This is a genomic window from Micrococcus sp. R8502A1 (assembly GCF_006704135.1).
Classification (GTDB): domain Bacteria; phylum Actinomycetota; class Actinomycetes; order Actinomycetales; family Micrococcaceae; genus Micrococcus; species Micrococcus luteus.
In genome coordinates this window covers 1-25,751 of sequence record NZ_VIGS01000008.1, presented here as the reverse complement: position 1 = coordinate 25,751, position 25,751 = coordinate 1, and the positions used below count along the sequence as shown (strand labels likewise).

Annotated in this window: 24 protein-coding genes; 12 read left to right on the top strand and 12 right to left on the bottom strand. The window is 74.0% G+C overall.

Translation table 11 applies throughout. The features are described 5' to 3' along the window. Nucleotides 1–28: 28 nt before the first annotated feature. The 4 genes from trxB to FLM69_RS02960 all read right to left on the bottom strand — a co-directional run bounded on the left by trxB (nucleotide 29) and on the right by FLM69_RS02960 (nucleotide 5,878). Nucleotides 29–1,030, bottom strand: coding sequence for a thioredoxin-disulfide reductase (trxB, locus tag FLM69_RS02975; RefSeq protein ID WP_010079783.1), 1,002 nt, complete (start codon nucleotides 1,028–1,030; stop codon nucleotides 29–31). A 147-nt stretch (nucleotides 1,031–1,177) separates the two neighbouring features. After that, a complete protein-coding gene (locus tag FLM69_RS02970) occupies nucleotides 1,178–3,310 on the bottom strand; it encodes a hypothetical protein (protein ID WP_141842983.1) in 2,133 nt (710 codons plus the stop codon). 65 nt (nucleotides 3,311–3,375) lie between these two features. After that, entirely contained in the window at nucleotides 3,376–5,220 is a 1,845-nt protein-coding gene (gene murJ / locus FLM69_RS02965; RefSeq protein WP_002857806.1) for a murein biosynthesis integral membrane protein MurJ, read from the bottom strand. 46 nt (nucleotides 5,221–5,266) lie between these two features. Beyond that, nucleotides 5,267–5,878: an NUDIX hydrolase gene (locus FLM69_RS02960; protein WP_041102508.1), complete on the bottom strand. Its 612-nt coding sequence runs from the start codon at nucleotides 5,876–5,878 to the stop codon at nucleotides 5,267–5,269. A 65-nt stretch (nucleotides 5,879–5,943) separates the two neighbouring features. Between FLM69_RS02960 and FLM69_RS02955 the strand changes: the two genes are divergently transcribed. The 3 genes from FLM69_RS02955 to FLM69_RS11505 all read left to right on the top strand — a co-directional run bounded on the left by FLM69_RS02955 (nucleotide 5,944) and on the right by FLM69_RS11505 (nucleotide 10,031). Next, nucleotides 5,944–7,395, top strand: coding sequence for a CCA tRNA nucleotidyltransferase (locus tag FLM69_RS02955; protein WP_122054787.1), 1,452 nt, complete (start codon nucleotides 5,944–5,946; stop codon nucleotides 7,393–7,395). A gap of 52 nt (nucleotides 7,396–7,447) precedes the next feature. Then, nucleotides 7,448–7,747 carry a Rho termination factor N-terminal domain-containing protein gene (locus FLM69_RS02950; RefSeq protein ID WP_141842981.1) on the top strand — a complete coding sequence of 100 codons (300 nt, stop codon included), beginning with the start codon at nucleotides 7,448–7,450 and terminating at the stop codon, nucleotides 7,745–7,747. A gap of 145 nt (nucleotides 7,748–7,892) precedes the next feature. Then, the gene (locus FLM69_RS11505; RefSeq protein WP_255502673.1) at nucleotides 7,893–10,031 is read left to right on the top strand and encodes an acyltransferase family protein; all 2,139 of its coding nucleotides are present in this window, start codon (nucleotides 7,893–7,895) and stop codon (nucleotides 10,029–10,031) included. 46 nt (nucleotides 10,032–10,077) lie between these two features. Here FLM69_RS11505 and FLM69_RS11355 read toward each other — a convergent pair whose 3' ends face one another. After that, complete coding sequence (locus FLM69_RS11355) at nucleotides 10,078–10,743, bottom strand: hypothetical protein (protein WP_181743469.1); 666 nt, start codon at nucleotides 10,741–10,743, stop codon at nucleotides 10,078–10,080. A 231-nt stretch (nucleotides 10,744–10,974) separates the two neighbouring features. After that, on the bottom strand, nucleotides 10,975–11,529 hold the full coding sequence (locus FLM69_RS02930) for a DUF2306 domain-containing protein (protein ID WP_141842977.1): 555 nt from the start codon (nucleotides 11,527–11,529) through the stop codon (nucleotides 10,975–10,977). Between the two features lie 80 nt (nucleotides 11,530–11,609). On the opposite strand from FLM69_RS02930, the gene FLM69_RS02925 reads away from it, so the two are divergent. Continuing rightward, nucleotides 11,610–12,329 (top strand): MerR family transcriptional regulator, encoded by a 720-nt coding sequence (locus tag FLM69_RS02925; RefSeq protein WP_141842976.1) that lies wholly within the window; start codon nucleotides 11,610–11,612, stop codon nucleotides 12,327–12,329. Between the two features lie 108 nt (nucleotides 12,330–12,437). Here the strand turns inward: FLM69_RS02925 and FLM69_RS02920 are convergent, their stop codons facing one another. Continuing rightward, a complete protein-coding gene (locus FLM69_RS02920) occupies nucleotides 12,438–13,523 on the bottom strand; it encodes an inositol-3-phosphate synthase (protein ID WP_002857798.1) in 1,086 nt (361 codons plus the stop codon). A 169-nt stretch (nucleotides 13,524–13,692) separates the two neighbouring features. Here FLM69_RS02920 and FLM69_RS02915 point away from each other — a divergent pair, with 169 nt between their 5' ends. Continuing rightward, nucleotides 13,693–15,216 carry a glycosyltransferase family 87 protein gene (locus FLM69_RS02915; RefSeq protein WP_141842974.1) on the top strand — a complete coding sequence of 508 codons (1,524 nt, stop codon included), beginning with the start codon at nucleotides 13,693–13,695 and terminating at the stop codon, nucleotides 15,214–15,216. Here the strand turns inward: FLM69_RS02915 and FLM69_RS02910 are convergent. Then, nucleotides 15,207–15,536: a hypothetical protein gene (locus FLM69_RS02910; RefSeq protein ID WP_235186532.1), complete on the bottom strand. Its 330-nt coding sequence runs from the start codon at nucleotides 15,534–15,536 to the stop codon at nucleotides 15,207–15,209. The two genes, FLM69_RS02915 and FLM69_RS02910, sit on opposite strands and share 10 nt — an antisense overlap. A 106-nt stretch (nucleotides 15,537–15,642) precedes the next feature. Here FLM69_RS02910 and FLM69_RS02905 point away from each other — a divergent pair, with 106 nt between their 5' ends. The 6 genes from FLM69_RS02905 (at nucleotide 15,643) to FLM69_RS02880 (ending at nucleotide 20,525) form a co-directional block, all read left to right on the top strand. Continuing rightward, nucleotides 15,643–17,130 carry a M18 family aminopeptidase gene (locus FLM69_RS02905; protein ID WP_141842972.1) on the top strand — a complete coding sequence of 496 codons (1,488 nt, stop codon included), beginning with the start codon at nucleotides 15,643–15,645 and terminating at the stop codon, nucleotides 17,128–17,130. A 304-nt stretch (nucleotides 17,131–17,434) separates the two neighbouring features. Further along, nucleotides 17,435–17,740, top strand: coding sequence for a 30S ribosomal protein S6 (gene rpsF, locus FLM69_RS02900; protein WP_002857790.1), 306 nt, complete (start codon nucleotides 17,435–17,437; stop codon nucleotides 17,738–17,740). A 132-nt stretch (nucleotides 17,741–17,872) separates the two neighbouring features. After that, nucleotides 17,873–18,472: a single-stranded DNA-binding protein gene (locus tag FLM69_RS02895; protein ID WP_135039565.1), complete on the top strand. Its 600-nt coding sequence runs from the start codon at nucleotides 17,873–17,875 to the stop codon at nucleotides 18,470–18,472. A 230-nt stretch (nucleotides 18,473–18,702) separates the two neighbouring features. Beyond that, a complete protein-coding gene (rpsR, locus tag FLM69_RS02890; RefSeq protein WP_002857788.1) occupies nucleotides 18,703–18,942 on the top strand; it encodes a 30S ribosomal protein S18 in 240 nt (79 codons plus the stop codon). A 28-nt stretch (nucleotides 18,943–18,970) separates the two neighbouring features. Beyond that, on the top strand, nucleotides 18,971–19,432 hold the full coding sequence (gene rplI / locus FLM69_RS02885; RefSeq protein WP_141842970.1) for a 50S ribosomal protein L9: 462 nt from the start codon (nucleotides 18,971–18,973) through the stop codon (nucleotides 19,430–19,432). A 103-nt stretch (nucleotides 19,433–19,535) separates the two neighbouring features. Then, the gene (locus FLM69_RS02880) at nucleotides 19,536–20,525 is read left to right on the top strand and encodes an MFS transporter (RefSeq protein WP_254184133.1); all 990 of its coding nucleotides are present in this window, start codon (nucleotides 19,536–19,538) and stop codon (nucleotides 20,523–20,525) included. A gap of 40 nt (nucleotides 20,526–20,565) precedes the next feature. Here FLM69_RS02880 and FLM69_RS02875 read toward each other — a convergent pair whose 3' ends face one another. Both FLM69_RS02875 and FLM69_RS02870 read right to left on the bottom strand, forming a co-directional pair. Next, nucleotides 20,566–21,681 carry a succinylglutamate desuccinylase/aspartoacylase family protein gene (locus tag FLM69_RS02875; RefSeq protein ID WP_141842966.1) on the bottom strand — a complete coding sequence of 372 codons (1,116 nt, stop codon included), beginning with the start codon at nucleotides 21,679–21,681 and terminating at the stop codon, nucleotides 20,566–20,568. Beyond that, nucleotides 21,678–22,208 carry an ATP-dependent zinc protease gene (locus FLM69_RS02870; RefSeq protein ID WP_141842964.1) on the bottom strand — a complete coding sequence of 177 codons (531 nt, stop codon included), beginning with the start codon at nucleotides 22,206–22,208 and terminating at the stop codon, nucleotides 21,678–21,680. Before FLM69_RS02870 ends, FLM69_RS02875 begins: the two co-directional genes overlap by 4 nt. 27 nt (nucleotides 22,209–22,235) lie before the next feature. Between FLM69_RS02870 and rimK the strand changes: the two genes are divergently transcribed. After that, nucleotides 22,236–23,471, top strand: coding sequence for a 30S ribosomal protein S6--L-glutamate ligase (gene rimK / locus FLM69_RS02865; protein WP_141842962.1), 1,236 nt, complete (start codon nucleotides 22,236–22,238; stop codon nucleotides 23,469–23,471). Nucleotides 23,472–23,486: 15 nt separating this feature from the next. Here the strand turns inward: rimK and FLM69_RS02860 are convergent, their stop codons facing one another. Together FLM69_RS02860 and FLM69_RS02855 are read right to left on the bottom strand one after the other, a co-directional pair. After that, nucleotides 23,487–24,713: an acyl-CoA dehydrogenase family protein gene (locus tag FLM69_RS02860; protein ID WP_141842961.1), complete on the bottom strand. Its 1,227-nt coding sequence runs from the start codon at nucleotides 24,711–24,713 to the stop codon at nucleotides 23,487–23,489. Between the two features lie 25 nt (nucleotides 24,714–24,738). Next, nucleotides 24,739–25,751: CaiB/BaiF CoA-transferase family protein (locus FLM69_RS02855; protein WP_141842959.1), on the bottom strand; the 1,013-nt coding region annotated here is incomplete at its 5' end.

Genomic DNA, 25,751 nt, shown 5'->3' with positions numbered 1-25,751 from the left:
GCTCCGTCAGGGGTCATGAGTCAGTGGCTCATGCCGGGTTCGCGTCCGACTCCGGGCCGGCCGGCGCGGCCTCCTCCACATCGGCCACGGTCGCGAGGTAGTGCTCCACGTCCTGGGCGGCCACGCAGCCCGAGCCGGCGGCGGTGACGGCCTGGCGGTAGGTGTGGTCCGTGACGTCGCCGGCGGCGAAGACGCCCGGCTGGGAGGTCCGCGAGGACGGATGGTCGATGCGGATCGTGCCGTGCTCCGTGAGCTCCACCTGGCCCTGCACCAGGTCCGTGCGCGGGTCCTGGCCGATGGCCACGAACAGGCCGGTCACGTCCAGCGTGGACGCCTCGCCGGTGCGGGTGTCCCGCAGGCGGAGGGTGTTGACCTTGTCGTCACCCGTCACCTCCGTGACCTCGGTGTTCCAGCGGAACTCGATCTTCTCGTTCTCCATGGCCCGGTGGGCCATCACCTTGGAGGCGCGCAGCTCGTCCTTGCGGACCAGCACGGTCACCTTGGACGCGAACTTCGTGAGGAACAGGGCCTCCTCCATGGCGGAGTCGCCGCCGCCCACGACCGCGATCTCCTGCTCGCGGAAGAAGAAGCCGTCGCACGTGGCGCACCAGCTGACGCCGTGGCCGGAGAGGCGCTCCTCGCCGGGAACGCCGAGCTTCCGGTAGGCGGAGCCGGTCGTGAGGATGACCGCGTGGGTGCGCAGCTGGGTGCCGTCGCCGAGCGTGAGCACCTTGGGGTTCGACGTCAGGTCGGCCTGCACGACGTCGTCGTAGACCACCTCCGTGTTGAACCGGCGGGCCTGGGCCTCGAGGTTCGCCATCAGCTCGGGCCCCTGCACACCCTCCGGGAAGCCCGGGAAGTTCTCCACCTCGGTGGTGTTCATCAGCTCGCCGCCCGCGGTCACCGCCCCGGCCACGAGGACGGGGGAGAGGTCGGCGCGGGCGGTGTAGATCGCCGCGGTGTATCCGGCGGGGCCGGATCCGACGATCACGACGTTGTGGACGCTCTGGTCCTGGGCGGTGGGGGCCACGGGTTCCTCCAGTGGATCGGGGTGGTGGGCGCTCCTCCAGGACAACGGCGGAGCCACGGGCGGGTATTCCGCGGTGTCGGGCCGCGGTGCAGCGACGTCCGGCGACGGCGGCCGGAAGGTCCGGCGCGCCGTCGCCTGGGCGCGGGGTCAGCGGACGGCGATCTCGCCGAGCCGCAGGCCGAACGGGAGGTCCGACGTCGTGCCCTCCAGCTGGGGCAGCGAGGTGAGGCTGACGATCACGTACTCGGCCTCGGCCTCGGTGCCCTCGAAGGGCACGGGGATGGAGACGGTGTCCTGGTCGAAGGTGCCGTTGCCGATCTCCTTGGCGTTCGCGCCCTCGGGGGAGTCGGCGATGTAGGCGAACCAGGCGCCACCGGTGGCCCCCGTGCTCTGCAGGGTCACCTCGTTCACCTCGGTGCGCTCCTCGAGCTGGACCACGAGGTTCATGCTCTCCACATAGCCGCCGAAGTTCGGCCGTGCGTAGGCGAAGGTGCGCCACACGGTGGTGGGGTCGCCGTCGATGAGGTTGCTCAGGTCCGCGTCGTGCTCGGCCTCGTGCTCCGGCAGGTCCGGCACCGAGCGCAGGGCCTGGACGGGCTGCGGGGCGGCCGCGGCGCTCTCGCTGGTCGGGGTGGGGGAGGGGCTGGTGCTCTCCGACGGCGACGGGGTGTCCGATGCGGACTCGGACGACGCAGACTCGGACGACGCGGCCGCGGCCTGCGGGGCCGGCCCGCCGCGCAGGTTCTGGGCCAGCAGCACCCCGCCCACGACGAGTGCGGCCAGCAGGCCGAGCACGAGGAGCAGGGCCAGCGGACCGCCGCCGCGCGTGCGGCCGTTGCCGTCGCCCGGGTCGGCCACCGTGGCGCCGTCGTCGCCCCCGGTGGTGGCCGGGGCGGCCAGGGCATCCGGAGCCGCGGCGGCGGACGTCGAACCGGCAGCCGCCGCGGTGGCCCCCGTTGCGGTCCCGGCAGCCACCGGCGCGGCCGTGCTGCGGGACTCCTCGTGGACGGGCGGCGCGGACTCGGCCACGATCGCTCGGCGGGGGACGGGGCGCTGGCGCCGCACCGGGATCGCCTCGGTGTCCGGGGCGACCGGCTCCGGCGGGTCGGTCTTCTCGGCCGCCACGGGCTCGACGGGCTCGGTGGGCGGCGTGGCCCCGTCGGCATCGGCGTCGGTGGCCTGCGCGGCGGCGGCCCCCGCCGCGACAGCCGGGAGTGCGGCGGTGCCCGCCTGGGCCTCGCGCTCCGCGGCCTCGCGTTCCTGGGCCTCGCGCTCCGCGGCCTCGCGTTCCTGGGCCTCGCGCTTCTCAGCTTCGCGCCGCTCGGCCTCCCGGGCGCGCTCCTCCTCGGCACGACGGCGGGCCTCGGCCCGGCGCTCGAGCTCGCGGCGCTCGGCCTCCTCCCGCTCCGCGGCCAGCCGGGCCTGCTCGGCCTCCCGCTCGCGCGCGGCCCGCTCCTCAGCCTCCTGCTCCGCCTGGCGACGGGCGCGCTCGGCCTCGGCGCGGCGCTCCTCCTCGGCACGCTCCTCCGCCTCCCGACGTTCGCGTTCTGCGCGTTCGGCGGCTTCCTTGCGCTCCCGCTCGGCCCGCTCCGCGGCCTCCCGTTCGGCGCGTGCCTTCTCCTCGGCCTCCTTGCGCTCGCGTTCTGCACGCTCGGCGGCCTCCCGCTCCGCGCGCTCGCGCTCCTCCTGCTGCTTCCGGGTGGCGGCGTCCGCCGCGGCCAGGGCCGACGCCCCGGCGGCCGCCTTCGCCGCGGTGCCGTCGGAGGGACGGACCCGCTCGGCGAGGCGCTCGGAGAGGCGGTTCAGGAACCCGGGACGACGCTGGGCCTCGTCCTCGTCCGCGCGGAGCCGGCGGTCGAGGTCGGTGTAGTACGCCTCGTCGTCGTCGTAGGCGTGGGGGTCTCCGGTCCGCGACTCGCCGAACAGCTCGGAGCCGAGGCTGTCCGTCTGGAACGGCTCCACGTACAGCTCCTGCGGGTACGCCAGACCCAGCAGGACGTCCGGGTCGGGGTCCCCGCCTGCGATCAGGTACGTGCGGCCCTCGGACAGCCCCAGGTCGAGCACCTGCACGTCGTCGGTGCGCTCGCCCGTGGCCAGCTCCCGCGCGGACGAGGCCACCTGCGTGGCGTTCTCACGTGAGGCCACGAGCACGGTGACGCGGCGGTTGAGCACCTGGTCCGTGCCCAGGAACACCATGTCCTGGTCCGCGGACGTCACCACGTGCTGGGTGATGCGATAGCGGCCGCCCAGGACGGCGCCGACGGCGATGGGCTGGGGCACGGGCTCTTCTCCTGACGACGGGGTCGGAATCCGATGATACGTGGCGTGGCCGTCGCGGCCAGAGATCAGCCGACGCGCAGCAGACGACCCAGCGCCGGCACGCGGGCGACGAGCGGCCGGAGGGCGTCGTCCAGCTCGGGGAACCGCATGGCCCGCAGCACCATCAGGTACACCGGACCCATCGCCACGGCCGCCACCGCGCACGTAAGCAGCGCCGTCCCGATGGAGTTCCACGCGAACCCGCCGGTGTACCCGCCCAGCAGCCACACGACGACGACGCCCGCGGCCGCCGCGGCCAGCGCGGCCAGGCCGGTCTGGACGTGGGCACGCAGCACGGATGCGAGGCCGTAGTCCCCGAACCGGCGCACGGTGAGCACATGGGTCAGGACGAACTGGTACACGTACGAGACGGACGAGGCGACCGCGACCCACAGGGCCATGGACCACAGCGGCAGCAGCATCGCGCCCGCCCACGAGAGCAGCAGCATCAGGAGCGAGCCGCTGACCTGGACCACCATCGGCACCTTGGCGTCCTCGGCGGCGTAGAACACGCGCAGCAGGTAGAAGGAGCCCGAGCGGAACGGGATGGACAGCGCCAGCGCGAGCAGGACCGAGCCCACCGCGACGCCGGCCACCATCGCCGTCTCGGCCGTCGAGCCGAAGACGCGGCCCAGGGGGCCCGCCAGGACCACCACGCCGGCGAGGCAGAACATCAGCGGCACGGTGAACGCGCGCAGACCCTGCGCCGTCGTGCGTCGCACCGCGGACATGTCCTGGCGGCCCATGGCGCGGGCCAGCCGGTTGAAGAGCACGGTGGCCAGGGAGAGCACGAACACCGAATGGGGCAGCACGGCCATCAGCATCGCCATGTTGTACGCGGCCACACCGGGGATGGCCGCCTGCGCCATCTCGGCGCTCCAGGTCTCCGTGCCGGGGATGCGCAGCTCGCCGCGGTCGCGGGCCTCCGTGGCGGAGGTGACGTACCGCTGGCACAGCAGGAGCACCACGTTCGTGGCGACCATCGTGATCAGGGTGTACCCGGCGATCCGGCCGGTGTCCCGCAGGCCGATGCCCTTCCAGCCAAACCGCGGGCGCAGACCCAGGCCGAGCCCGCGCAGCGGCAGGAAGAGGATCACGGCCTGCAGCACGACGCCCAGGGTGTGGCCGCCGGCCAGCACGACCGTCTGTGCGCTCGTCCACCCGGCGAGGTCGTCCCCGGCCCGGTACGCCCCGAACATGCCCAGGTACAGCACGATCGCGCCGATCGCGACGACGTTGTTCAGCACCGGCGCCCACATGTAGGCGCCGAAGCGCCCGTTGGCATTGAGCACCTGCCCCACCAGCGCGTACATGCCGTAGAAGAACACCTGGGGCAGACACCACAGGGCGAACACGGTGGCCATCTCGAGCTTCTCCGGCGACCAGCCGCGGGTCAGGGCCGTCATGAGCGGGGCCGCCGCCAGCATGACCACCACCGTGCCGGCGAGCATCACGAGCGTGCCGAGCGTCATCAGGCGGGAGGTGTAGTCCGCGCCCCGGTCGGCGTCGCGGGCGTGCTTGATCAGCTGCGGCACGAGCACGACGTTGAACACGCCGCCCACCAGGAGCAGGTAGATCACGTTCGGGAGGGAGTTGGCGATCTCGAAGATGTCGGCCATGTCCGCGGACAGGCCGATCGCCACCGTCACCAGCGTCGCACGGACGAGGCCCAGCACGCGGGAGAGGAGCGTGCCGGAGGCCATGATCGCGGTGGACCGGCCGGCGCGGCGCTCGCCCTCGGGGGTCTCGTCCGCGGGGTCCACGGCGGCCGGATCCGTGGCGGGGGCGGGGTCCGTCGTCGTCGGCTCCTCGTCGGCGACGCCGGCGTGGGCGGGGTCCTGCGCTCGGCGCGGGGCGGGTCTGCTGCTCAAGGGTCACCCAATCGTGGTCGGAAGGCCCCGTGCCGGGGGCGGTGGATCAGGGGCGGGGGCCCCGGGCACCGCCCGGGGGGAAGTGCTGGTCGACCACCTGGCGGGCCAGGTCGACGATCCGGCGCTCGTTGGCGAAGGAGAGGCGGCGCGCGACGTCCTCAAGGCGCACCCACGCGACGTCCACGGCCTCGTGGTCCGGGTCGTTCTCCGTGGTCAGCTCGCCGCCCGTGGCGCGCAGCAGGAAGTGGTGCACGGTCTTGTGGACGCGGTGCCGGGCGACCGTGAACCAGTAGTCGATCGCGCCGAGCGGCTCGAGGATGTGGCCGGCGATCCCGGTCTCCTCCTCCACCTCGCGCACGGCCGCCTGCCGGTGGTCCTCCTCACCCTCGGGATGGCCCTTGGGCAGGCACCACTCGAGCCGACCACCGCGGTTGTAGCGGGCGATCACAGCCACCTCGAGGCCGCCGTCATGCTCGCGGACGATGACGCCGCCGGCGGAGACCTCTTCCACCGTGGGCAGGGAGGCGGCAGCGGCGGAACGGGGTCCCGCGGGGGCCGGGGTGACGGGGCGCAGAGGCGGCTGCGGCCGGCGACGCCACGCCCCCAGCGCGGAGGGCAGGGGGGCGCCCCGGTGCGCGGAGGGATCGGGGCGGGTCATGCCGTCAACTCTAGCCCGGCCCGCGCGGGCCCGTGCCGGGACCGTCTGGCACCCTTGTAGGCATCATGGATCTGACCACCGCCACCCACGCGCTGCCCCCCGGCTTCCCCGCGGACGCCACCCTGCCCGCCGTCGTCGTGGAGCTGGGGCGGAGGTTCGAGGCCGCCGGCCACGAGCTCTCCCTGGTGGGCGGCCCGGTCCGCGACCTCTTCCTGGGGCGGACGTCGCCGGACCTGGACTTCACCACGGACGCCGACCCGGACGCGTCCGAGGCCGTGGGCGCCGGCTGGGCGGACGCCACGTGGGACGTGGGGCGGCGGTTCGGGACCATCGGCTTCCGCAAGGCCGGCTGGCAGCTCGAGGTCACCACCTACCGGGCCGAGCAGTACGACCCGGCCAGCCGCAAGCCGCAGGTGGCCTTCGGCGACAGCCTCGAGGACGACCTGCTGCGCCGCGACTTCACCGTCAACGCCATGGCCCTGCGCCTGCCCGCCCTCGAGCTCGTGGACCCCTTCGGCGGCATGCGGGACCTGCACGCCGGCGTGCTGCGCACCCCCGGCACCCCCGAGGACTCCTTCTCCGACGACCCGCTGCGCATGATGCGCGCCGCCCGGTTCGCCTCCCAGCTCGGCTTCGCCGTGGCCCCCGAGGTGGAGGAGGCCATGGCCGCGATGGCCGAGCGGATCACGATCATCTCCGCCGAACGCGTCCGCGAGGAGCTCGTCAAGCTCGTGTGCGGGGCGCACCCGCGCGCCGGCCTCGACCTGCTCGTGCGCACCGGCCTGGCCGACCACGTCCTGCCCGAGCTGCCCGCCCTGCAGCTCGAGTCGGACGAGCACCACCGCCACAAGGACGTCTACGCCCACTCCCTGACCGTGCTGGAGCAGGCCATGGAGCTGGAGGGTGAGTACGCGCCGTCGACCCCCGACCCCGTGCTGCGCCTGGCGGCGCTGCTGCACGACGTCGGCAAGCCGGCCACGCGCCGCTTCGAGAAGGGCGGGGCCGTCACCTTCCGGCACCACGAGACCGTGGGGGCCAAGCTCGTCCGCAAGCGGCTGCGTGCCCTGAAGTTCGACAACGACACCATCAAGGCGGTGGCCCGTCTGGTGGAGCTGCACATGCGGTTCTACGGCTACGGCGACGCCGGCTGGACCGACTCCGCCGTCCGCCGGTACGCCCACGACGCCGGCGACCTGCTGCCCCGCCTGCACGCGCTGACCCGCTCGGACGTGACCACCCGCAACCGGCGCAAGGCCGAGCGGCTGGCCCACGCGTACGACGACCTCGAGCGGCGCATCGCCGAGATCGCCGAGGCCGAGGAGCTCGCCGCCGTGCGGCCGGACCTGGACGGGCAGCAGATCATGGCGCTGCTGGGGATCCGCCCGGGCCCGGTGGTGGGGCGGGCGTACAACCACCTGCTCGAGTGGCGCCTCGACGAGGGCCCGCACGAGCAGGCCGAGGCCGAGGCGGAGCTGCGGCGCTGGTGGGCCGAGCAGCCGGAGGCCCAGCAGGACTGAGGCGGCGCGGCGGACCTTCCACCCGTCGTCGGGCCGGGACCACACTGGCCGCATGGCTGAGAAGAAGGCCGAGAAGAACGGCGCCCCCATGGGCCCCGGCACCTCCAGCATCAAGGACCCCGAGGTCTACGAGGCGCTGCGCCGCGAGGGCGCGAGCGAGGAGAAGGCCGCACGGATCGCCAACGCCTCCGCCCGGGACGGCCGGGACGAGGTCGCCGAGCGCGGCGGCGAGGCCGGCTCCTACGAGGACTGGACCAAGGACGAGCTCGAGAAGCGGGCCCGCGAGCTCGACATCGAGGGCCGCTCCACCATGACCAAGGACGAGCTCATCGAGGCGCTGCGGAACCACTGACCGGCGCCCGCACCCCCGCCTCCGGGGGCGGAACCCGGTGCTTTGGGAGTGGAATACCGCCGGAAACCGCCCCCAACGCGGTGGGGCGGGCGGGGATAGCCGGAGGCTTTGGCCCATCCAGGTCCGGATGGGATGATCGACCGCTGTGAGTTCCGACCAGCGCACCGCGTCCGTGCCCCGCCATGCCCTGTCGCCCGAGGACGGCGTGCCCGCCGTCAAGGTCGGCACTCGGGTCAGTCGCGGCCCCGGCCGGGTGACCGCCCTCGACGGGCTGCGGGGGATCGCGGTGCTCGCCGTGCTCGTCTTCCACGCCTGGCCCACCTTCCTGCGCGGCGGGTTCGTGGGCGTGGACATGTTCTTCGTGCTCTCCGGCTTCCTCATCACCACCGGCCTGGTCCGCGGTGTGGACGCGGGCCGGGGCGTGGCGCTGGGCACCTTCTGGATGAAGCGCGTCCGACGCCTCATCCCGGCCATGCTGATGGCGCTCGTGGGCACCACCGCGCTCGCGTGGCTGGCGGTGGACGAGTTCCCCGCGGGCCTGGGCCGCCAATGGTTCGGCGCCCTGACCTACACCAGCAACTGGGTGATGATCCTCGAGGGCGGGGACTACTTCAACCGCGCCTCGCCGCCCCTGTTCGAGCACCTGTGGTCCCTGGCGATCGAGGAGCAGTTCTACATCCTCTGGCCCCTGCTCCTCTGGGGGCTGCTCCTGCTCACCTGGCCGCCGCGCAGCACGGTGAACTCGGGGCGGGTGGCGGACCGCCGTCGCATCCTGGTGGTCGCGGTCATGGCCGTGGCCTCCGCGGCGTGGATGGCCTGGGGCTCGTGGCACGGGTTCGAGCAGGCCCGCCTCTACTTCGGCACGGACACCCACGCCTTCGGCCTGCTGTTCGGCGCGTGCGTGGCGATCGGCCTGGCCCATGTGCCCCGGCCCGAGCACGGCGGCCCCGAGCCGCGGACCTCGGCCACGCGGGTGGCCGTCGCGTGGGGCGCCGTCGCGGTGCTCGCGGCGGGATTCGCCCTGGTCGACGGCGGCCACGCGAGCACGTACCGCGGGGTGCTGGCGGGCCTGTCCGCCGTCGTCGCGTTCATCGTCTGGCACGTGGTGCAGGGTGACCGGCGCGACTCGCTCTCGCGCGTGCTGGGCAACGGGTTCCTGCGCTGGTGGGGGCGCCGCTCCTACGCCGCGTACCTGTGGCACTGGCCGCTGCTCGTGATCATGCGCGTGATGGTGCCCGTGGACGCCCCCGGGTGGGTCGAGCCCGTGGCCGCCGGCGCGATCCTGCTGCTGACCGCCCTGATCGCCGACCTGAGCACCCGGCTGATCGAGGAGCCCATCCTCCACGAGGGGTTCAGGGGTGCCTTCGGTCGCTGGGGCGCAGCCGCTCGGCGGGCGTTCACGGGCGGGGCCGGGCCGATCGGCCGGCTCGCGGCCGCCGCCACGGCGCTGGGGCTCGTGGCCGTCCCCGCGGCGGCCGTGGCCGCCGTGGTGCACTCGCCCGCGCAGACCCAGCTCGAGCAGGACATCGCCCAGGCGGAGGAGTCCCTCAAGGCCGCCGAGGCGGCCCAGCAGGCGGCCCGCGAGTCCCGGGCTGCGGAGCAGTCGAAGCGGGCCGAGGCATCGGCCTCGGGGGCACCCGGCTCGGCCGCCCCCGGGGACGCGGAGGGCTCCGCCGGTGCGACGCCCTCGCCCGGGTCGTCCGCCGAGCCGTCCGGGCTCGGGCTCGGCGACCCGGCCGTCACGCGCCCCACGTACTCCAAGGAGCAGCTCACCGCGGCCCTGCCGCCGTCCGAGCTCGGCCCGGACGTCACCCTGATCGGCGACTCCGTCTCGCTCTCGGCCGCGCCCACGCTCCTGGAGCAGCTGCCGGGGATGCTGCTCGAGGCGGAGGTGGGCTACCAGATCTGGGACGCCGCGGACGAGATCGAGAAGCTCAAGGCGGACGGCCAGCTGAGCGACGTCGTCGTGGTGGCCCTGGGCGCCAACGGCACCACCCACCGGGGCGACTGGGAGAAGATCCTGGCGGCCGTCGGCGAGGACCGGCTGCTCGTGCTCGTGGTGCCGCACGGCCCGATGGACTGGATCGCGGACGTGCAGGTGCAGATGGAGGCGCAGGCCAAGGCCCACCCGGACCGGATCGTCCTGGCGGACTGGGACGCCGCGGCGAAGCAGCACGTCACGGACTTCTCCGCCGACGGCGTGCACCCCCGCGCCGACGGCCAGGCCATGTACGCCCAGCTCATCCGGCTCACCATCGAGGACCGGCTCGGCGTGCGGCGCTGAGCGCGGTGGCCGGGGCGGCACGCGCCCCCACGACGACGCCGGCCCGTCACCTCCACGGGGAAGGTGACGGGCCGACGTCGGCCGTCCGCGGGGCACCGTCCTTCTCCAGGGTGCCCTCCGCGCAGCCCAGGCCCTCGAGGCTCAGGCCGCTGAGCGCCTGCTCGTCCGGGGCCGCGGCGAGGGTCTCGGCCGCCTGCCGGGCCCAGTCGCGGACCAGCCGGCGGCGGTCCTCCACGGGGGCGGTCGGGGGGCTCTCCGGGTCGGTGCGCAGGTAGGTCAGGGAGGCCACGGGGGTGTCCCCCGGGCGGGTGGAGTCGGCGGGGTCCACGGCGAGGTGCCAGCGCCGTTCCTCGGTCGGGGTCGGCTGGTTGAGCCGGATGGTGGTGACGTTGCTCAGGTCCGCCTCCTCCCAGGTCGCGGGCAGCTCGAACGTGAGGCCGTCCGTGTGGATGGTCCGGGTCTCGGCGGCGCGCGGGGAGGACGCGGACGGGGAGGACGCGGACGGGGAGGACGCGGACGAGGAGGGCGTGGGGGAGGTGGACGCGGCGGGCCGGGTCGACGTCGAGGCGCCCGGCTCGGACGCGCCCGGCTCGGACGAGGGGCCGAGACCGCAGCCCGCGCTCAGCAGCGCGGCGGCGAGGACGAGGGTCAGGGCGCCGGAGCGCAGGGCGGGGCGCGGGCGACGGCGGCAAACGGGGCGGCGGACGGGCATGGGACGGCTCCTCTCCCGAAGGTGCGGGTGCGGGCGCACCCTCGGGCTCATCCTGGCCCAGGGCACAGCGTCGCGGGAGCGTTGTCCACAGGCCCGGGCCCCGCTGCCGCCCCGGGCCGGGGCGGCGGTGGGCAGGTCTGCCCGGGGCGACCCCGCGGGCCTGAGCGCGACCGGCTGCCCTCCTCGACCTCACCCGGGGCGCGCCTCCCGCCACCGCGTTCTGGACCACGTTCACCCGGACGGGCCCTGGCCACCCTCGGCGCCGGTCTTCTCGCCGCCGCCCGGATGAGGGCCTGACCGGCGCCCTGCCGCCGTCGGACGGAAGGCCCACCACGCCAGCCCGACGGCGGCCGCCACGAGGACGAGCGTGAGCGGCACCGTCCACGGGTCGGTCGAGGCGACCTGCGCGATGGTGCGGTCCGGCACGAGCGCCGCGAACAGGAACGCGATCCAGATCCCGATCAGCGAGCCGACCATGTTGCCGACGTGCCCGCGGCGGTTCCCGCGGCGGATCGCGACGACGCCGAGCGTCACCGTGACGAGCGTGAACACGGAGAGCCCGTGCAGCCACGAGTAGCCACCGTTCGCGCCGTGCAGGCCAAAGCTGGTCAGGCACGTGACCACCATGGCGGCCACCCAGGTGCGGCCGACCATCCGGTGGGTGCGGTCCCGGCGGCGGCGCAGGATGTTGATCGGGCCGAGGGCGAGGGAGAGGAGGGCGGCGGCGAGGTGGACGAGGAGGAGGGGCTGGCCGAGCAGATGCTGGAGCGGGGTGACGGCGTCCATGCGGCCTAAGATAGTGACGCTCTCCAAGGGCGTCACCGTGGAGAGCGGACTCCGCCGTCGCTCTCCGAGAGGACCCGCCCGTGCGACTGCATCAGCTGGCCGCCGCCGTCGACCTGCCGGTCACCTCCGTCAAGCACTACCTGCGCGAGGGGCTGCTGCCGCCGGGGGAGAAGCTCAACGCCACCACCGCCCGCTACGGCCCCGGCCACGTGCAGCGGCTGGAGCTGATCCGGGACCTGCGCCGCGTCGTCGGGATGGGCACCGAGGGGATTCGGCAGGTGGTGTCCGCCGTGGAGTCGGACCCGCCGCTGCGCATGATGGGGCGCGTGCAGACGCTGGTGCTGCTGCACGGCGCTGGGGCGACGCCCACCGAGGGGCGGGCGTCAGGTGCGCCGCCCGCCCCCAGCACAGGCGACGCCGCACCCCGGCTCACGGCCGCCGCGCTCGCTGCGGCCCACGGCTGGACCACCGCGACCACGGAGGCCTGGGCTGCCCTGGACGACCACCTCGACGCGATGCGCGGCTGGGGCCTGGACCCGAGCCTGACGTCCGTCGCGGTGTACGCGCGGGCCGCCGACGCCGTCGCCCGGACGGAGCTGGCGCCCGCGGCGGGGGAGGCCCCGGCGCCGGCGTGGTCCGGGCTCGGGGAGGAGCCGACGCCGGACCAGCTCGCCCGCTACGTGGCCGTCGGCGTGCACGCCTACAGCCGGCTGCTCCTGCGACTGGTGGCGGTGGCGCAGGGCCACCACGCGGGGGCCGACGCCCCGGGGCCGTCCGCGCCGTCGTCGACGGGGGACTGACCGCGCGCGGCACTCCGGGGGCCCCACACATACGTTCCGGGGGCGAAACCGGGCGCCGTTCTGAGGGAACGGCGCCAGGTCTCGCCCCCGGAACGGAGGGGATGGCGGTCAGCGCTCGATGTCGCCGCGGATGAAGGCCTCCACGAGCTCGTGCGCCGCGTCGTCGTTGTGCTGCACGGGCGGGGACTTCATGAAGTAGGACGAGGCCGAGAGGATCGGGCCGCCGATGCCGCGGTCCAGGGCGATCTTCGCGGCGCGCACGGCGTCGATGATCACGCCGGCCGAGTTGGGGGAGTCCCACACCTCGAGCTTGTACTCGAGCGAGACCGGGGCGTCGCCGAAGTTGCGGCCCTCGAGGCGCACGAACGCCCACTTGCGGTCGTCGAGCCAGGCCACGTAGTCGGACGGGCCGATGTGCACGTCCTTCTCGCCCAGCTGCGCGGAGGTGTTGGAGGTGACGGCCTGCGTCTTGGAGATCTTCTTGGACTCCAGGCGCTCGCGCTCGAGCATGTTCTTGAAGTCCATGTTGCCGCCCACGTTGAGCTGGTAGGTGCGGTCCAGGGTGACGCCGCGGTCCTCGAACAGCTTGGCCATCACGCGGTGGGTGATGGTGGCGCCGATCTGGGACTTGATGTCGTCGCCCACGATCGGCACGCCCGCGGCGGTGAACTTCTCGGCCCACTCCGGGGTGCCGGCGATGAACACGGGCAGGGCGTTCACGAACGCGACGCCGGCGTCGATCGCGGCCTGGGCGTAGTGCTCTGTGGCCAGCTGCGAGCCGACGGGCAGGTAGCAGACCAGCACGTCCACCTCCGCGTCGCGGAGGGCCTGGGCCACGTCCACGGGCTCGGCCTCCGACTCCTCGATGGTCTCGGCGTAGTACTTGCCGAGGCCGTCCAGGGTGGGGCCGCGCTGGACGGTGACGTCCGCGTGGGGCACGTCCGCGATCTTGATGGTGTTGTTCTCGGAGGCGGTGATGGCCTCGGACAGGTCGAGGCCGACCTTCTTCGCGTCCACGTCGAACGCGGCCACGAACTCGAGGTCGGACACGTGGTAGTCGCCGAACTGCACGTGCATCAGGCCTGGGACCGTGTCCGTGGCCTTCGCCTCGCGGTAGTACTCCACACCCTGGATGAGGGATGTTGCGCAGTTGCCCACGCCGGCGATGGCGACGCGGATGGGATTGGTGGCCACGGTCTGGTTCTCTCCTCGACTGTCCGGAACGGGTGCGGGCACGCGGCGCGCGCACAGGGGGCCCACACCGTTCGGCGGAGCGCTCACCCGGGGATCAACCACGCCAGTCTACGACCGACGACGGCGGCCCCGCCCGTCCGGTGTCCGGGCGGCTTCCTAGGATGGGGGCATGAGACCGGCCCCCGCGCACGCCGCGACCCCCAGCGAGCCGCCCACTCACGCCGCGGACGGCGCCCCGAGCGACGCCGTGACCGCCCCGGGTGTCCCCGCCGGGCGTTCCGCTGACAGCGCACCGTCCGGGACCCTGCCCGCCCCCGGCGAGCGCGGCGGACGCTTCCAGCTCGCCGGCGGCCTCGCGGCGAACGGCCCCGGACGGGGGACCGGCTCCTGGGCCGGGCCCGTGGCGCTGACGGGGCTGCTGGTGGCTCTGGCCGCCGTCGTGACCGTGCTGCAGAAGTCGCCGTGCCTGCTGCACGGCTGGGGCGCCCCGGACGTCTACTACGCGGGCTGCTATTCGGACTGGGCCGCGCTCTACGGCGGGCGCGGGTTCGCGGCGGACCCGTGGGCGCCGTTCCGGGCGGGCTCCACGTTCGAGTACCCCGTGCTGATGTCCGTCGTGGGCTCGGTGGCGGCCTGGATCACGCAGGCGCTGCCGTTCTCGCCGGAGCAGGGCACGGTGGTGTTCTGGCTCGTGAACTTCGGGTTCGTGGTGGTGCTGTGGGCCGTCGTCGCGGTGCTGACCGTCCGGATGGCGGGGCGCCGGTGGACGGACGGGCTCATGGTGGCCGTGGCCCCGGGGATCGTGCTGGCCGGCACCATCAACTGGGACCTGTGGGCCGTGGCCCTGCTGGCGTGCGGCATGTACGCGTGGTCGCGCGGCCGGTCCCTGACGGCGGGGGTGCTGTTCGGCCTCGGCGCGGCCATGAAGCTGTATCCGCTGCTGATCCTGGGGCCGCTGCTGATCCTGGCGGTGCGCTCGCGGCGGTGGCGACCGTTCCTGCTCGCGGCCGGGGGCACGGTGGCGGCGTGGGCGGCGGTCAACGTGCCGCTCATGGCCGTGAACTTCCAGGCGTGGTCCGTGTTCTTCACCTTCTCCGGCGAGCGCGGGCCGGGCCTGTCCAGCGTGTGGCACGCGTGGGACGTGACCGCCGCGCAGGCCGGGTGGGCGTTCGTGCCGGAGGACTCCCTGACCCTGCTGGCCTACGGCACCTTCGCGGTGTGCTGCCTCGGGATCTTCGTGCTCGGCGTGCGGGTGCGGCACACCCCGCGGCTGGCCCAGCTGACGTTCCTGGTGGTGGCGGCGTTCGTGCTCACCAACAAGGTGTACTCACCGCAGTTCGTGGTCTGGCTGATCCCGCTCCTGGCGCTCGCCCTGCCGCGCTGGCGGGACTTCTGGGTGTGGCAGACGGTGGAGGCGCTGCACTTCTTCGCCGTGTGGATGTACCTGGCCAAGGGGGTGGCCGAGACCCCGCCGCAGCACTCCATGGACGACTCCGTCTACGTGGCCGCGATCCTCGCGCACATGCTCGCGGTGCTGTGGCTGTGCGGGCGCGTCGTGTGGGAGATGCTGCACCCGGCGGAGGACCTCGTGAAGCGCGACCACGGCGGCCACCCGGACACCGACCCGCTCGCCGGCGCGTACGCCGGCCCGGCCCGGGGGCGCTCAGGCCGGCCGGCCGCGGTTCAGGCGTAGTCCCAGCGGTGGATCGGGCAGTCCGGGGACGACGGCGGCGTGCTCGTCCCCGCCTCGGCGGCGCCGCCCTCGCGGGGTGGCGGGCAGACGCACTGCGCCCCGGAGGCGGCCGTGGCCGCCTTCATCTGTTCGCGCCACATCACGTGGGGGTCGGTGGCCGGGTCCGCGGCCGCGCCGGGGTGCGCCGGACGCGCGGCGCCGTCGTCGTGGGCGGGGGCGCGGGCCGCGTCCCCGTCCCGGGTGAAGCCCATCCGCACGATGGCCCAGCCGCCCACGGTCCACGCCACCAGGAGGAAGACCCCCACGGCGACGGCGATCATGATGTCCACGGCGGGCTCCTCCTGCGCTGACGGGGCGGGCGATGCGGCGGGCCCGCTTGCGGGCCAGGGTAGTCGGACGGGGTGGTGGGGGCGGTACGGTCGGGGCATGACCCCCGTGACCCGTGACACCGCCGCCGAGCTGCCCGCCCACCTGCGGGACCTGGCCGAGTTCGTGACCGCCTCGCCCTCCAGCTACCACGCCGCGGAGGAGGTCGCACGCCGCCTGGAGGCCGTCGGCTTCACCCGCCTCGACGAGACGGCCGACTTCCCGGCGGCACCGGGCGGCTACGTGGTGGTGCGCGACGGCGCGGCGGTGGCCTGGATCGTGCCGACGGGCGCCGGGGCGCTGGGCCGCCACGAGGGTGCTGAGGCGCGCGCGGCCGGGCCGGACGAGGCGGGGCAGAGCGCCGGCGTCGTGCCGGTGTTCCGCGTGCTCGGCGCACACACGGACTCGCCGGGGTTCAAGCTCAAGCCGAACCCGGCCACCGTGACGGCCGACGGCTGGGTGCAGGCCGGCGTCGAGGTGTACGGCGGCCCGCTGCTGAACTCGTGGCTGGACCGTGAGCTGCGGTTCGCCGGGCGTCTCGCCCTCGACGACGGCACGCAGGTGCTCGCCGCGACCGGGCCCGTGGGGCGCATCCCGCAGCTGGCCATCCACCTGGACCGCGAGGTCAACGAGGGGCTGACGTTGAAGCGGCAGCGGCACACGAACCCCGTCGTGGGGGCGCTCGTCCCGCGCGGCGAGGGCGCCGGCGAGGCGGAGGCCGACGGTCTGGCCGCCCGCGTGCCCGGTGACGTGCTGACCGCGCTCGCGGCCGCCGCCGGTGTGGACCCGGCCGCGGTGCGCGGGCACGACGTCGTGGTGGCCGACGCCCAGGCGCCCGGACTCTTCGGGCTGACGGGCGAGTTCTTCGCGTCGGGTCGGCTGGACAACCTGAGCTCGGTGCACGCGGGCCTCGTGGCGCTCGAGGAGCTGGCGCGCGAGCACGGCGGCGCCGAGGGGGCGATCGCGTACGAGGGGACCGTTGCGGGCGGGGTGGCCGGTGAGGCGGCCGGCGCCCCGGTGATCCCGCTGCTCGCCGCGTTCGACCACGAGGAGCTGGGGTCGGCGTCGCGGTCCGGGGCGGCCGGGCCGCTGCTCGAGGACGTCATGGGGCGCGTGCTCGAGGCGCTCGGCGTGGCCGGGCAGGGCCGGGCGCGGGCGATCGCGGGGTCCTGGCTGCTGTCCGCGGACGCCGGCCACCTGGTGCACCCGAACTACGCCGAGCGGCACGACCCCGTGAACCACCCGCGCGTGAACCACGGGCCGCTGCTGAAGATCAACGCCAACCAGCGCTACGCCACCGATGCCGGGGGCGAGGCCGCGTTCGCGCGCTGGTGTGGCGTGGCGGGGGTGCCGTTCCAGGAGTTCGTCTCGAACAACGACGTCCCCTGCGGCTCGACCATCGGCCCGATCTCGGCGACCCGCCTGGGCATCCGGACCGTGGACGTGGGCCTGGGTCTGCTGTCCATGCACTCGGCGCGCGAGATGTGCGGCGTGCGGGACGTGGAGCACCTGACGGCGGCCGTGCGGGAGTTCTTCCGCGGGGTGTGAGGCTGCGCGTGGGGGGCGAGCCAGATATTTCTGCTCCTGGATGGCCGCGAGCCAGAGATTTCGGTCGTAAAAGCGGCCGGAAAACGACCGAATCATCTGGCTCGCGGGCTCGACGCGCGGGAGGCGTCGGCGCGGGAGGCGCCCGCGTACGTGGGCGCCGCGCCAGTGCCCCTCCCTCGAACTGCTAGGATGGGTCAGGTTGTCTGTGTGCCGCCGAAGAGCGCGGAGCATCACACGGACGACGAGCACAGAACCTCCTGCCGCGGAGAGACCGCGGCCGCAAGCCCAGAGGAGGTGGGTTCGCATGCGTGCTTATGAGCTGATGGTGCTGATCGACCCTGAGGTCGACGAGCGCACCGTGGAGCCGACCCTGAAGAAGTACCTCGAGGTCGTCACGAACGCCGGCGGCACCGTCGACAACATCGACGTGTGGGGTCGCCGCAAGACCGCCTACGAGATCCAGAAGAAGTCCGAGGCCATCTACGTGGTCGTCAACTTCCAGTCGGAGCCGGCCGCCACCCAGGAGCTGGACCGTCTGCTGAACCTCAACGAGACGATCCTGCGCACCAAGATCATCCGTCCGGAGGAGCAGAAGATCACCGCTGAGTGATCCTCGTACCGTGTCCGGAGGGTCTGAGAGCATCGGATCAGTCCCCGACGCCCCCACCGGAACCCCGCTGAGCAGTCCCGGATCCCCGGATCCGGTCACTGACCGGCAGAACCCCCGAAGACAGGAGTGACCATGGCAGGCGAGACCGTCATCACCGTGGTCGGCAACCTCACCGCCGACCCGGAGCTGCGCTTCACCCCGAACGGCGCGGCCGTCGCGAACTTCACCGTCGCGTCCACGCCCCGCACGTTCGACCGCCAGACCAACGAGTGGAAGGACGGCGAAGCACTGTTCCTGCGCTGCTCGGTCTGGCGCGAGGCCGCGGAGAACGTGGCGGAGTCGCTGACCAAGGGCATGCGCGTGATCGTGCAGGGCCGCCTCAAGGCGCGCTCCTACGACGACCGGGACGGCAATCGTCGCACCAGCTGGGAGCTGGACGTGGACGAGGTCGGCCCGGCGCTGCGGTTCGCCACGGCCAAGGTCACCCGCGCCCAGCGCGGCGGTGGCGGCGGCGGTGGCTTCGGCGGCGGCCAGCAGGGGGGCGGCTTCGGCGGCGCCCCGGCCGGCGGCGGCTTCGGGGGGAACAACGACGGCGGCTTCGGCGGCGCCCAGCAGGGCGGCGGCTGGGGCGGCCAGCAGCAGGGCGGCGGCCAGGCCGCACCGCAGGACCCCTGGTCCGGCGGCGGTGGCGGCGGATGGGACACCCCGTCCTCCAACGAGCCCCCGTTCTGATCCTGCGCTGACCGGGCGCGGCCCCCACGGCCGCGACGGACACGGAACACCACGGACCTCTCCGTCCGGGCGCACCTCGCCCGGAGGGCCGCCCCGGCGGCCCATCCCACCCGCGACCCGGCACCGCCGGGCCGCACTGCACACGGCCCCGTGCCCCGCACGGGACGCCGCGTGATCCCATCCCGCAGAACCGTTCTGCGGGCTCCAGAGAACTCTGAAGGAGCACCACGATGGCGAAGGCTGAACTCCGCAAGCCCAAACCGAAGTCCAACCCGCTCAAGGCCGCCAAGATCACCGAGATCGACTACAAGGACGTGGCCCTGCTGCGCAAGTTCATCTCCGACCGCGGGAAGATCCGTGCCCGTCGCGTGACCGGCGTGACCGTCCAGGAGCAGCGCAAGATCGCCCAGGCCGTCAAGAACGCCCGCGAGGTGGCCCTGCTGCCCTACGCCGGCGCCGGCCGCGGCTGATCGAGCGAGCGAAGGAAGGAACACCCAGATGGCAAAGCTCATCCTGACCCAGGAAGTGGCCGGTCTCGGCACCTCCGGTGACGTGGTCGAGGTCAAGAACGGGTACGCCCGCAACTACCTGCTCCCGCGCGGTTTCGCCACCGTGTGGACCAAGGGCGGGGAGAAGCAGGTCGAGTCCCTGCAGAAGGCCCGCGCGGCCCGCGCCGTGGCGAACCTGGAGGACGCGCAGGCCCAGGCCGCGCAGCTCCAGTCCGCCACCGTGAAGCTCGAGCGCACCGCCGGTGCGGAGGGTCGCCTGTTCGGCGCCGTCCAGACCGCCGACGTCGCCGAGGCGATCGAGGCCGCCGGCCTCGGCACCGTGGACAAGCGCTCGATCACCCTGCCGGCGCACATCAAGTCCGTGGGCAACCACGAGGCCCAGGTCCGCCTGCACGAGGACGTCATCGCGACCGTCCAGCTGCAGGTCGTGGCCGCCAAGGCCAAGAAGTGATCATCCGCTTCTGAGCCCGTCGCGTACGCGACGCGCACCCGAGGCCCCGGTCCGCTCTTCACGAGCGGGCCGGGGCCTCGTGCCGTGGGGGAACATGGAGGTCATGCCCTCCGCCCCACCGCCCTCCGACCCCGCCGGCTCGACGGCGGCCCCGCGCCCGCCGCTGTGGACGCGCCCGTTCATCCTCGTCAGCGCGACCTACCTGTTCGTGGCGATGATCTTCTACACGCTCATGACCGCGATGGCGCTCTACGCCGTCACGTCCTTCGGCGCGTCGGACGCGGAGGCCGGCGTCGTGGTGGGGGCGTTCGTGCTGGGGGCGTTCGTGCTGGGCGCGGTCCTCACCCGCATGACGACGACGCCCGCCACCTTCGCGTGGGGGCGGCGGCGGGTCCTGCTCGTCGCCTTGGCCTGCTACGTCCTCACGACGGCGGCGTACCTCTGGGCGGACTCCCTGGCCGCACTGACCGTGGTACGGCTGCTCAACGGCATGTGCTTCGGCGCGGCCGGCACCGTGCTGGCCACGGCCGTGCAGCGGATCGTCCCGCCGGTGCGCCGCTCCGAGGGCACCGGCTGGTTCTCCACGTCCATGACGCTCGCGGGCGCCGTCGGGCCGACGGTGGCCCTGCAGCTGAGCACCACCCTCGGCTACGACGCCCTGTTCTGGGCGTGCATCGGCTTCACGGGCATGGCCCTGCTGATCGCCCTGTTCCTGCGCGTGCCCGAGCCGCCGCTGACGGGCCGGTTCCGGCTGCACCGGGCGGACGTGTTCTCCGCTGAGGTGGCGCCGGCGGCGGGCGTGGCCCTGGCCTCCGGGTTCATGTACGGCGGCATCCTCGCGTTCATGGCCACGTTCGCGCAGCAGCAGGGCTACCCGGCGATGGTGCCGAGCCTGTTCTTCCTGCTCTTCGCCGCGGGCACCATCGTGGGCCGCGCCGTCCTGGGCGTGCTGCACGACCGACACGGGGACAACGCCGTCGTCTACCCGATCCTCGCGGGGATGGCGGTCTCCTACGCGGTGCTGGCGCTGCTGCTCTACTACCGGCTCGTGCACGGCGGCCGGGCCATCGCCCGGCGCCCGTCCCCGGCCTGAACGGGGCGGCTCCGGCGCGCGGACGGCGCACCGCCGCTGCTCATGCGTCCCATCCCCCGATGTGCACGAGGGCGTCGCCGCGGTGCACCAGGGGTGCCTCGGTGCGGCCGATGACCACACCGGTCAGCTCGGCCTTCACGTGCGCGAGGCGGCGGCCGAACGAGTTGTAGAGCGCGCCGATCCGGTCCCCGGCGCTCACGCGTTCGCCGAGGGAGACGTCCAGGTGCACGAGGCCGTCCGCGCGGGCGCGCACCCAGGTGGAGTGCCACACCAGGTACGGGGAGTCCTGCTCGCCGTCGACGACGTCGGGGTGCACGGCGGCGGTGTCCTCGCCGGTGGCATCGGTCGCCTCGGGCACGTCCGTGGTCCGCTCCTCGGGGACCTCGCCGGGCAGCGGACCGGGGGCGTCGACGACGGCGTCCGGCCCGGGCTCGGTGAGCCCGACGTCCGCGGGGTCCACCATGTCCAGGGCGGCGAGCACGCGCAGGACCCCGTCCACGCCGGGGGCGATCGCGTACTCGTCGAACCGCCAGGCCTCGCCGGCCTCGTAGAGCAGCACGCGCGCGCCGGTCTCGCGGGCCGCGGCGCGCAGGGAGCCGTCCCGCAGGCGGGCGTGGAAGAGCACGGGCGCGCCGAACGCCTCGGCGAGCGCGCGGGTCTGGGGGTCCTCCAGGTCGCAGCGGATCTGCGGCAGGTTGGAGCGGCGGTCCGCGCCGGTGTGCAGGTCGATGCCCACGGTGCAGCGGCCGATCACCTCGGTCATCATCAGGTGCGCGATGCGCGAGGCCAGCGAGCCCCGGGCGGAGCCGGGGAAGGAGCGGTTCAGGTCGCGGCGGTCCGGCAGGTAGCGGTCCCCGGCCATCACGCCGAGCACGTTGACGATGGGCACGGCCAGCAGGGTGCCGCGCAGGTTTTTGGGCTGCAGCCGCTCCAGGACGCGGCGGACGATCTCGACGCCGGCCACCTCGTCCCCGTGGATCGCGGCGGAGACCCACACGGTGGGCCCGTCCTCGCGGCCGTGCAGCACGTGCACGGGCAGGGTGACGTCCGCGCCGGTGACGAGCTGGGAGATCGGCAGGGACAGCTCGTGGCGGCGGCCTGCCGCCACCTCGACCCCGCCGAACGCGAAGGGGGCGCGGGCGGGGCGAGGGCTCACGCGCGTCCCCGGTTCCGGCGGCGCACGCCGCGCGGCGGCTGCCCGCCCACGTACGAGGCGGCCGGGTCCACGAGGAGGCCGCCGGCGGCCAGCGCGGTGCGCCCCACGAGCATGCGGAAGCCCATCTCGTCCCGGTGGGTCAGGGTCACCTCCGCCTCGATCGTGCGGCCGGCCAGGGTCAGCGGCATCACGACGACGACGCGCTCCTGCGCCTCGCCGTTCGAGGAGCGGACCGTGCGCAGGTCGGCCACCGGCAGCTCGGCCGTCCGCGCGTCCGCGGCCGAGGTCTGCCACGGGTGCACCTCGAACCGGACCCACGCGGCGCCGTCGCGGGTGAACCGCTCGATGCCGAAGGCGTGGAGCGCCGAGGTGCGGGCACCGGTGTCGATCTTGGCCTTGATCCAGGGGGTGTGGGCGGCGGGCAGGCCGACCCATTCGCGCCAGCCCACCAGACCCGGGCGAGCGGCGCCGTCGTCGGTGGGGGGCACGCCGTGGGAGGCCGGGGCCGTGTGCTTAGATTCAGACACGCCCCTCATCCTCCCAGGAAAGAGGTCATGAAGCTCGCCATCCTCTCCCGTTCCCTGCGCGCCTACTCGACGCAGCGACTCAAGACCGCGGCGCTCGAGCGCGGCCACCAGGTGAAGGTCCTGGACACCCTGCGCTTCGGCATCGACCTCAGCTCGGACGAGCCCGATCTGATGTTCCGCGGCCGCCCCCTCTCCGGCTACGACGCCGTCCTGCCGCGCATCGGCAACTCGGTGACCTACTTCGGCACCGCCGTGGTGCGCCAGTTCGAGCAGATGGACGTCTACACGCCCAACACGGCCGCCGGCATCATGAACTCGCGGGACAAGCTGCGGGCCACCCAGATCCTCTCCCGCCACGAGATCGACATGCCCGCCACCGTGTTCGTGCGCAACCGCGGCGAGGTCTCCACGGCGATCGACATGGTGGGCGGGGCACCCGTGGTGATCAAGCTGCTCGAGGGCACCCAGGGCATCGGCGTGATCCTGGCGCCGACCAAGAAGGTGGCCGAGGCGATCATCGAGACGCTGCACGGCACCAACCAGCAGGTGCTCATCCAGCGGTTCGTGGAGGAGTCCAAGGGCACGGACATCCGCGCGCTCGTGGTGGGGGACCGCGTGGTGGCCGCGATGCGCCGCCGGGCCCAGGGGGACGAGTTCCGCTCCAACGTGCACCGCGGCGGCACCGTGGAGCGCGTCGAGCTCTCGCCCGAGTACGCGGAGACCGCCGTGCGGGCGGCCCACATCATAGGCCTGCGGGTGGCCGGCGTGGACATGCTCGAGGGCGAGCACGGTCCGCTGGTCATGGAGGTGAACTCCTCGCCGGGGCTGCAGGGCATCGAGGCCGCCACGGACCTGGACGTGGCCGGCGCGATCATCGACTACGTGGCGGACCAGGCCGGCTTCCCGGACATCGACGTGCGCCAGCGCCTGGCCGTGTCCACCGGGTACGGGGTCGGTGAGATCACCGTGCACGCCGGCTCCGGCTGGGTGGGCCAGTCCATCGAGGACTCCGGGCTGCTGGCGAAGGACCTGCAGGTGCTCACCCTGCACCGCGGCACCTGCGTGTTCCCCAACCCCGCGGACACCAAGGTCCTCGAGGAGGGCGACCGGCTGCTCTGCTTCGGCAAGACCGAGAACATGCGCGCCCTCATCCCCGCCCGCGCCCGCCGCCCCAAGCGCGTGCGGAAGCTGCCGGCCACCCCGATCCTCGCCTCCGTCGCCGAGGAGGCCCCGGCGCCCGAGGCGCCCGCCGACGACGCCTGAGCCCGGGGGCGGGGCTCAGCGGGCCGGGGCGAACGCGCCGATGCCCGTGAGGTGCCGGCCGAGCGCGAGCTGGTGGACCTCGTCCGTGCCCTCGTAGGTGCGCACGGACTCGAGGTTGTTCGCGTGCCGCAGCGGCGAGTGCTCCAGGGTGATGCCGTTGCCGCCGAGCATCTCGCGGGCCTCCCGGGCGATGCCGATGGCCACGCGGCAGTTGTCCAGCTTGCCGGCGGAGATCATGGCGGGGGTGAGCGGGCCGGCGTCCTTGGCGCGGCCGATCTGGTGCGCCAGCAGGTAGCCCTTCCCGATGGCCACGGCCATGTCCGCGAGCTTGGCCTGCGTCAGCTGGTGGGAGGCCAGCGGCACCCCGAACTGCTGCCGCTGCATCGCGTAGTCGAGGACGGCGTCGAAGGAGTCGCGGGCGGCGCCCATCGCACCCCAGATGATCCCGTAGCGGGCCTCGTTGAGGCACTGGAAGGGGCCCTTGAGCCCGACGGCGGAGTCGGCCGGCAGCATCGCGGAGGCGGGCACGCGCACGCCGTCGAGGTGGATCTCGCACTGCACCGACGCCCGCATGGACAGCTTCTGGGGGATCGCCTCGGCGCGGAAGCCGGGGGTGTCCGTGGGGACCACGAAGCCGCGCACCCCGCGCCCGTCGCCGGGCTCGCCGGTCTGCGCCCAGATGATCGCGACGTCGGCCAGCGTGGCCAGCCCGATCCACCGCTTGACCCCGTCGAGCACCCAGTCGCCGCCGGGCTCCTGGCGGGCCGTCGTCGTCATGGAGGCCGGGTCCGAGCCGGCGCCCGGCTCGGTGAGGCCGAAGCAGCCGACCGCCTCGCCGGCGGTCATGCGCGGCAGCCACTGCGCCTTCTGCTCCTCGGAGCCGTGCTTGTGGATCGCGCCCATCGCGAGCGAGCCCTGCACGGAGACGAAGGTGCGCAGGCCGGAGTCGCCGGCCTCGAGCTCCTGCGCGGCGAGGCCGTACTCCACCGCCGAGCGGCCGGGCATGCCGTGGCCCTCGTAGGGCATGCCGAGCACGCCGAGACGGCCCAGCTCGGGGACGATCTCGCGCGGGAACACGGCGTCGTCGTACCAGCGGGCGATGTGCGGGCGGATGTGCTCGTCCACGAAGCCGCGCACCTGCAGCGCGACGGCCTTCTCCTCGGCGGAGAACAGGGAGTCCAGGCCGACGACGTCGGCGCGGCCGAGGAACGAGTCGGCCTCGGCGTGGAACGGGGTGGTCATGGCGGGGGTCCTCTCTGCGGGGTGGTCAGTGGGCGTCGAGCCAGGTGTTGACGGCCGCCGTGTCCGCGCCGAGCGCGGGCGGCGCGTGGCGCGGGTGCGCCACGGGCGGGTCCCACTGCACCGGGTGGCGGAACTGCCGGCCGGCGGGGGCGCCGGAGCGGTCCTGGACCTCGACGGTCGGCTCGAGGCCGAGGGACTCGGCCAGCTCGACGCCCTCGGCGACGGTGGACACGAGGCCGACCGGGAGCCGCTCGGCCTGCAGCACGTCCCGCCAGTGAGCCGCCGTCTGCGCCGAGAGCGCGTCCCGGCACGCCAGCAGCTGATAGGGGGCGATCGAGGGGTGGTCGTTGCCCATCCGCCGCGGGACGACGCCGGCGCCGAGCCATGCCTGGCCCTGGTTGGCGAGCGCCCCCTGCAGCGAGGAGAGCAGGTTCAGCCGCAGGTGGGCGCCCTCCCCGGTGCGCTCGCGGCGCAGCAGGGCGGCGAGCACGCCGGCGGTGAGGTCCTTGGCCGTGGGCACGTCCACCAGGGCGACGCCCGCCTTCATCGGGGCGTCCGGTTCGCCGGTGATGCTCATGAGCCCGCCCGCGGCCTGGACGATGAAGTCGTAGCCGGGCAGGTCCCGGCCCTCGCGGTCGCCGAAGCCGGAGACGGCGGCGTAGACCACGGACGGGTTCTCCCGCGCGACGTCGTCGTAGCCCAGGCCGAGGCGCTCCATGGTGCCGGGCTTGAGGTTGTGGACCACGACGTCGGCCCGGGCGGCCAGGGCGGCGGCCCGCCGCTGGTCCTCGGGGTCCTTCAGGTCCCAGCCGACCGACTCCTTGTTGCGGTTCACGGACTCGAAGTAGGTGGCGCCCGTCGCCGAGCGGGGCGGGGCCCAGCCGCGGGTGTCGTCGCCGCGCTCGGGGTGTTCCACCTTGATGACGCGCGCCCCGAGGTCCGCCAGCGTCATGGTGGCGAGCGGGCCGGCGAGGACGCGGGAGAAGTCGGCGACGAGGACGCCGTCGAGGGGGAGCGAGGCCGGGGAGGGGGCGGTGG

Bases quoted from the DNA above. Each gene is read 5' to 3' on its own strand.
- rpsR (WP_002857788.1), top strand. From the start codon at position 18,703: ATGGCGAAGGCTGAACTCCGCAAGCCCAAACCGAAGTCCAACCCGCTC.
- FLM69_RS02950 (WP_141842981.1), top strand. From the start codon at position 7,448: ATGGCTGAGAAGAAGGCCGAGAAGAACGGCGCCCCCATGGGCCCCGGC.
- FLM69_RS02905 (WP_141842972.1), top strand. From the start codon at position 15,643: ATGACCCCCGTGACCCGTGACACCGCCGCCGAGCTGCCCGCCCACCTG.
- FLM69_RS02915 (WP_141842974.1), top strand. From the start codon at position 13,693: ATGAGACCGGCCCCCGCGCACGCCGCGACCCCCAGCGAGCCGCCCACT.
- FLM69_RS02910 (WP_235186532.1), bottom strand. From the start codon at position 15,536: ATGATCGCCGTCGCCGTGGGGGTCTTCCTCCTGGTGGCGTGGACCGTG.
- FLM69_RS02860 (WP_141842961.1), bottom strand. From the start codon at position 24,713: ATGACCACCCCGTTCCACGCCGAGGCCGACTCGTTCCTCGGCCGCGCC.
- FLM69_RS02930 (WP_141842977.1), bottom strand. From the start codon at position 11,529: ATGGACGCCGTCACCCCGCTCCAGCATCTGCTCGGCCAGCCCCTCCTC.
- FLM69_RS02895 (WP_135039565.1), top strand. From the start codon at position 17,873: ATGGCAGGCGAGACCGTCATCACCGTGGTCGGCAACCTCACCGCCGAC.
- FLM69_RS11355 (WP_181743469.1), bottom strand. From the start codon at position 10,743: ATGCCCGTCCGCCGCCCCGTTTGCCGCCGTCGCCCGCGCCCCGCCCTG.
- FLM69_RS02960 (WP_041102508.1), bottom strand. From the start codon at position 5,878: ATGACCCGCCCCGATCCCTCCGCGCACCGGGGCGCCCCCCTGCCCTCC.
- rplI (WP_141842970.1), top strand. From the start codon at position 18,971: ATGGCAAAGCTCATCCTGACCCAGGAAGTGGCCGGTCTCGGCACCTCC.
- rpsF (WP_002857790.1), top strand. From the start codon at position 17,435: ATGCGTGCTTATGAGCTGATGGTGCTGATCGACCCTGAGGTCGACGAG.
- FLM69_RS02880 (WP_254184133.1), top strand. From the start codon at position 19,536: ATGCCCTCCGCCCCACCGCCCTCCGACCCCGCCGGCTCGACGGCGGCC.
- FLM69_RS02955 (WP_122054787.1), top strand. From the start codon at position 5,944: ATGGATCTGACCACCGCCACCCACGCGCTGCCCCCCGGCTTCCCCGCG.
- rimK (WP_141842962.1), top strand. From the start codon at position 22,236: ATGAAGCTCGCCATCCTCTCCCGTTCCCTGCGCGCCTACTCGACGCAG.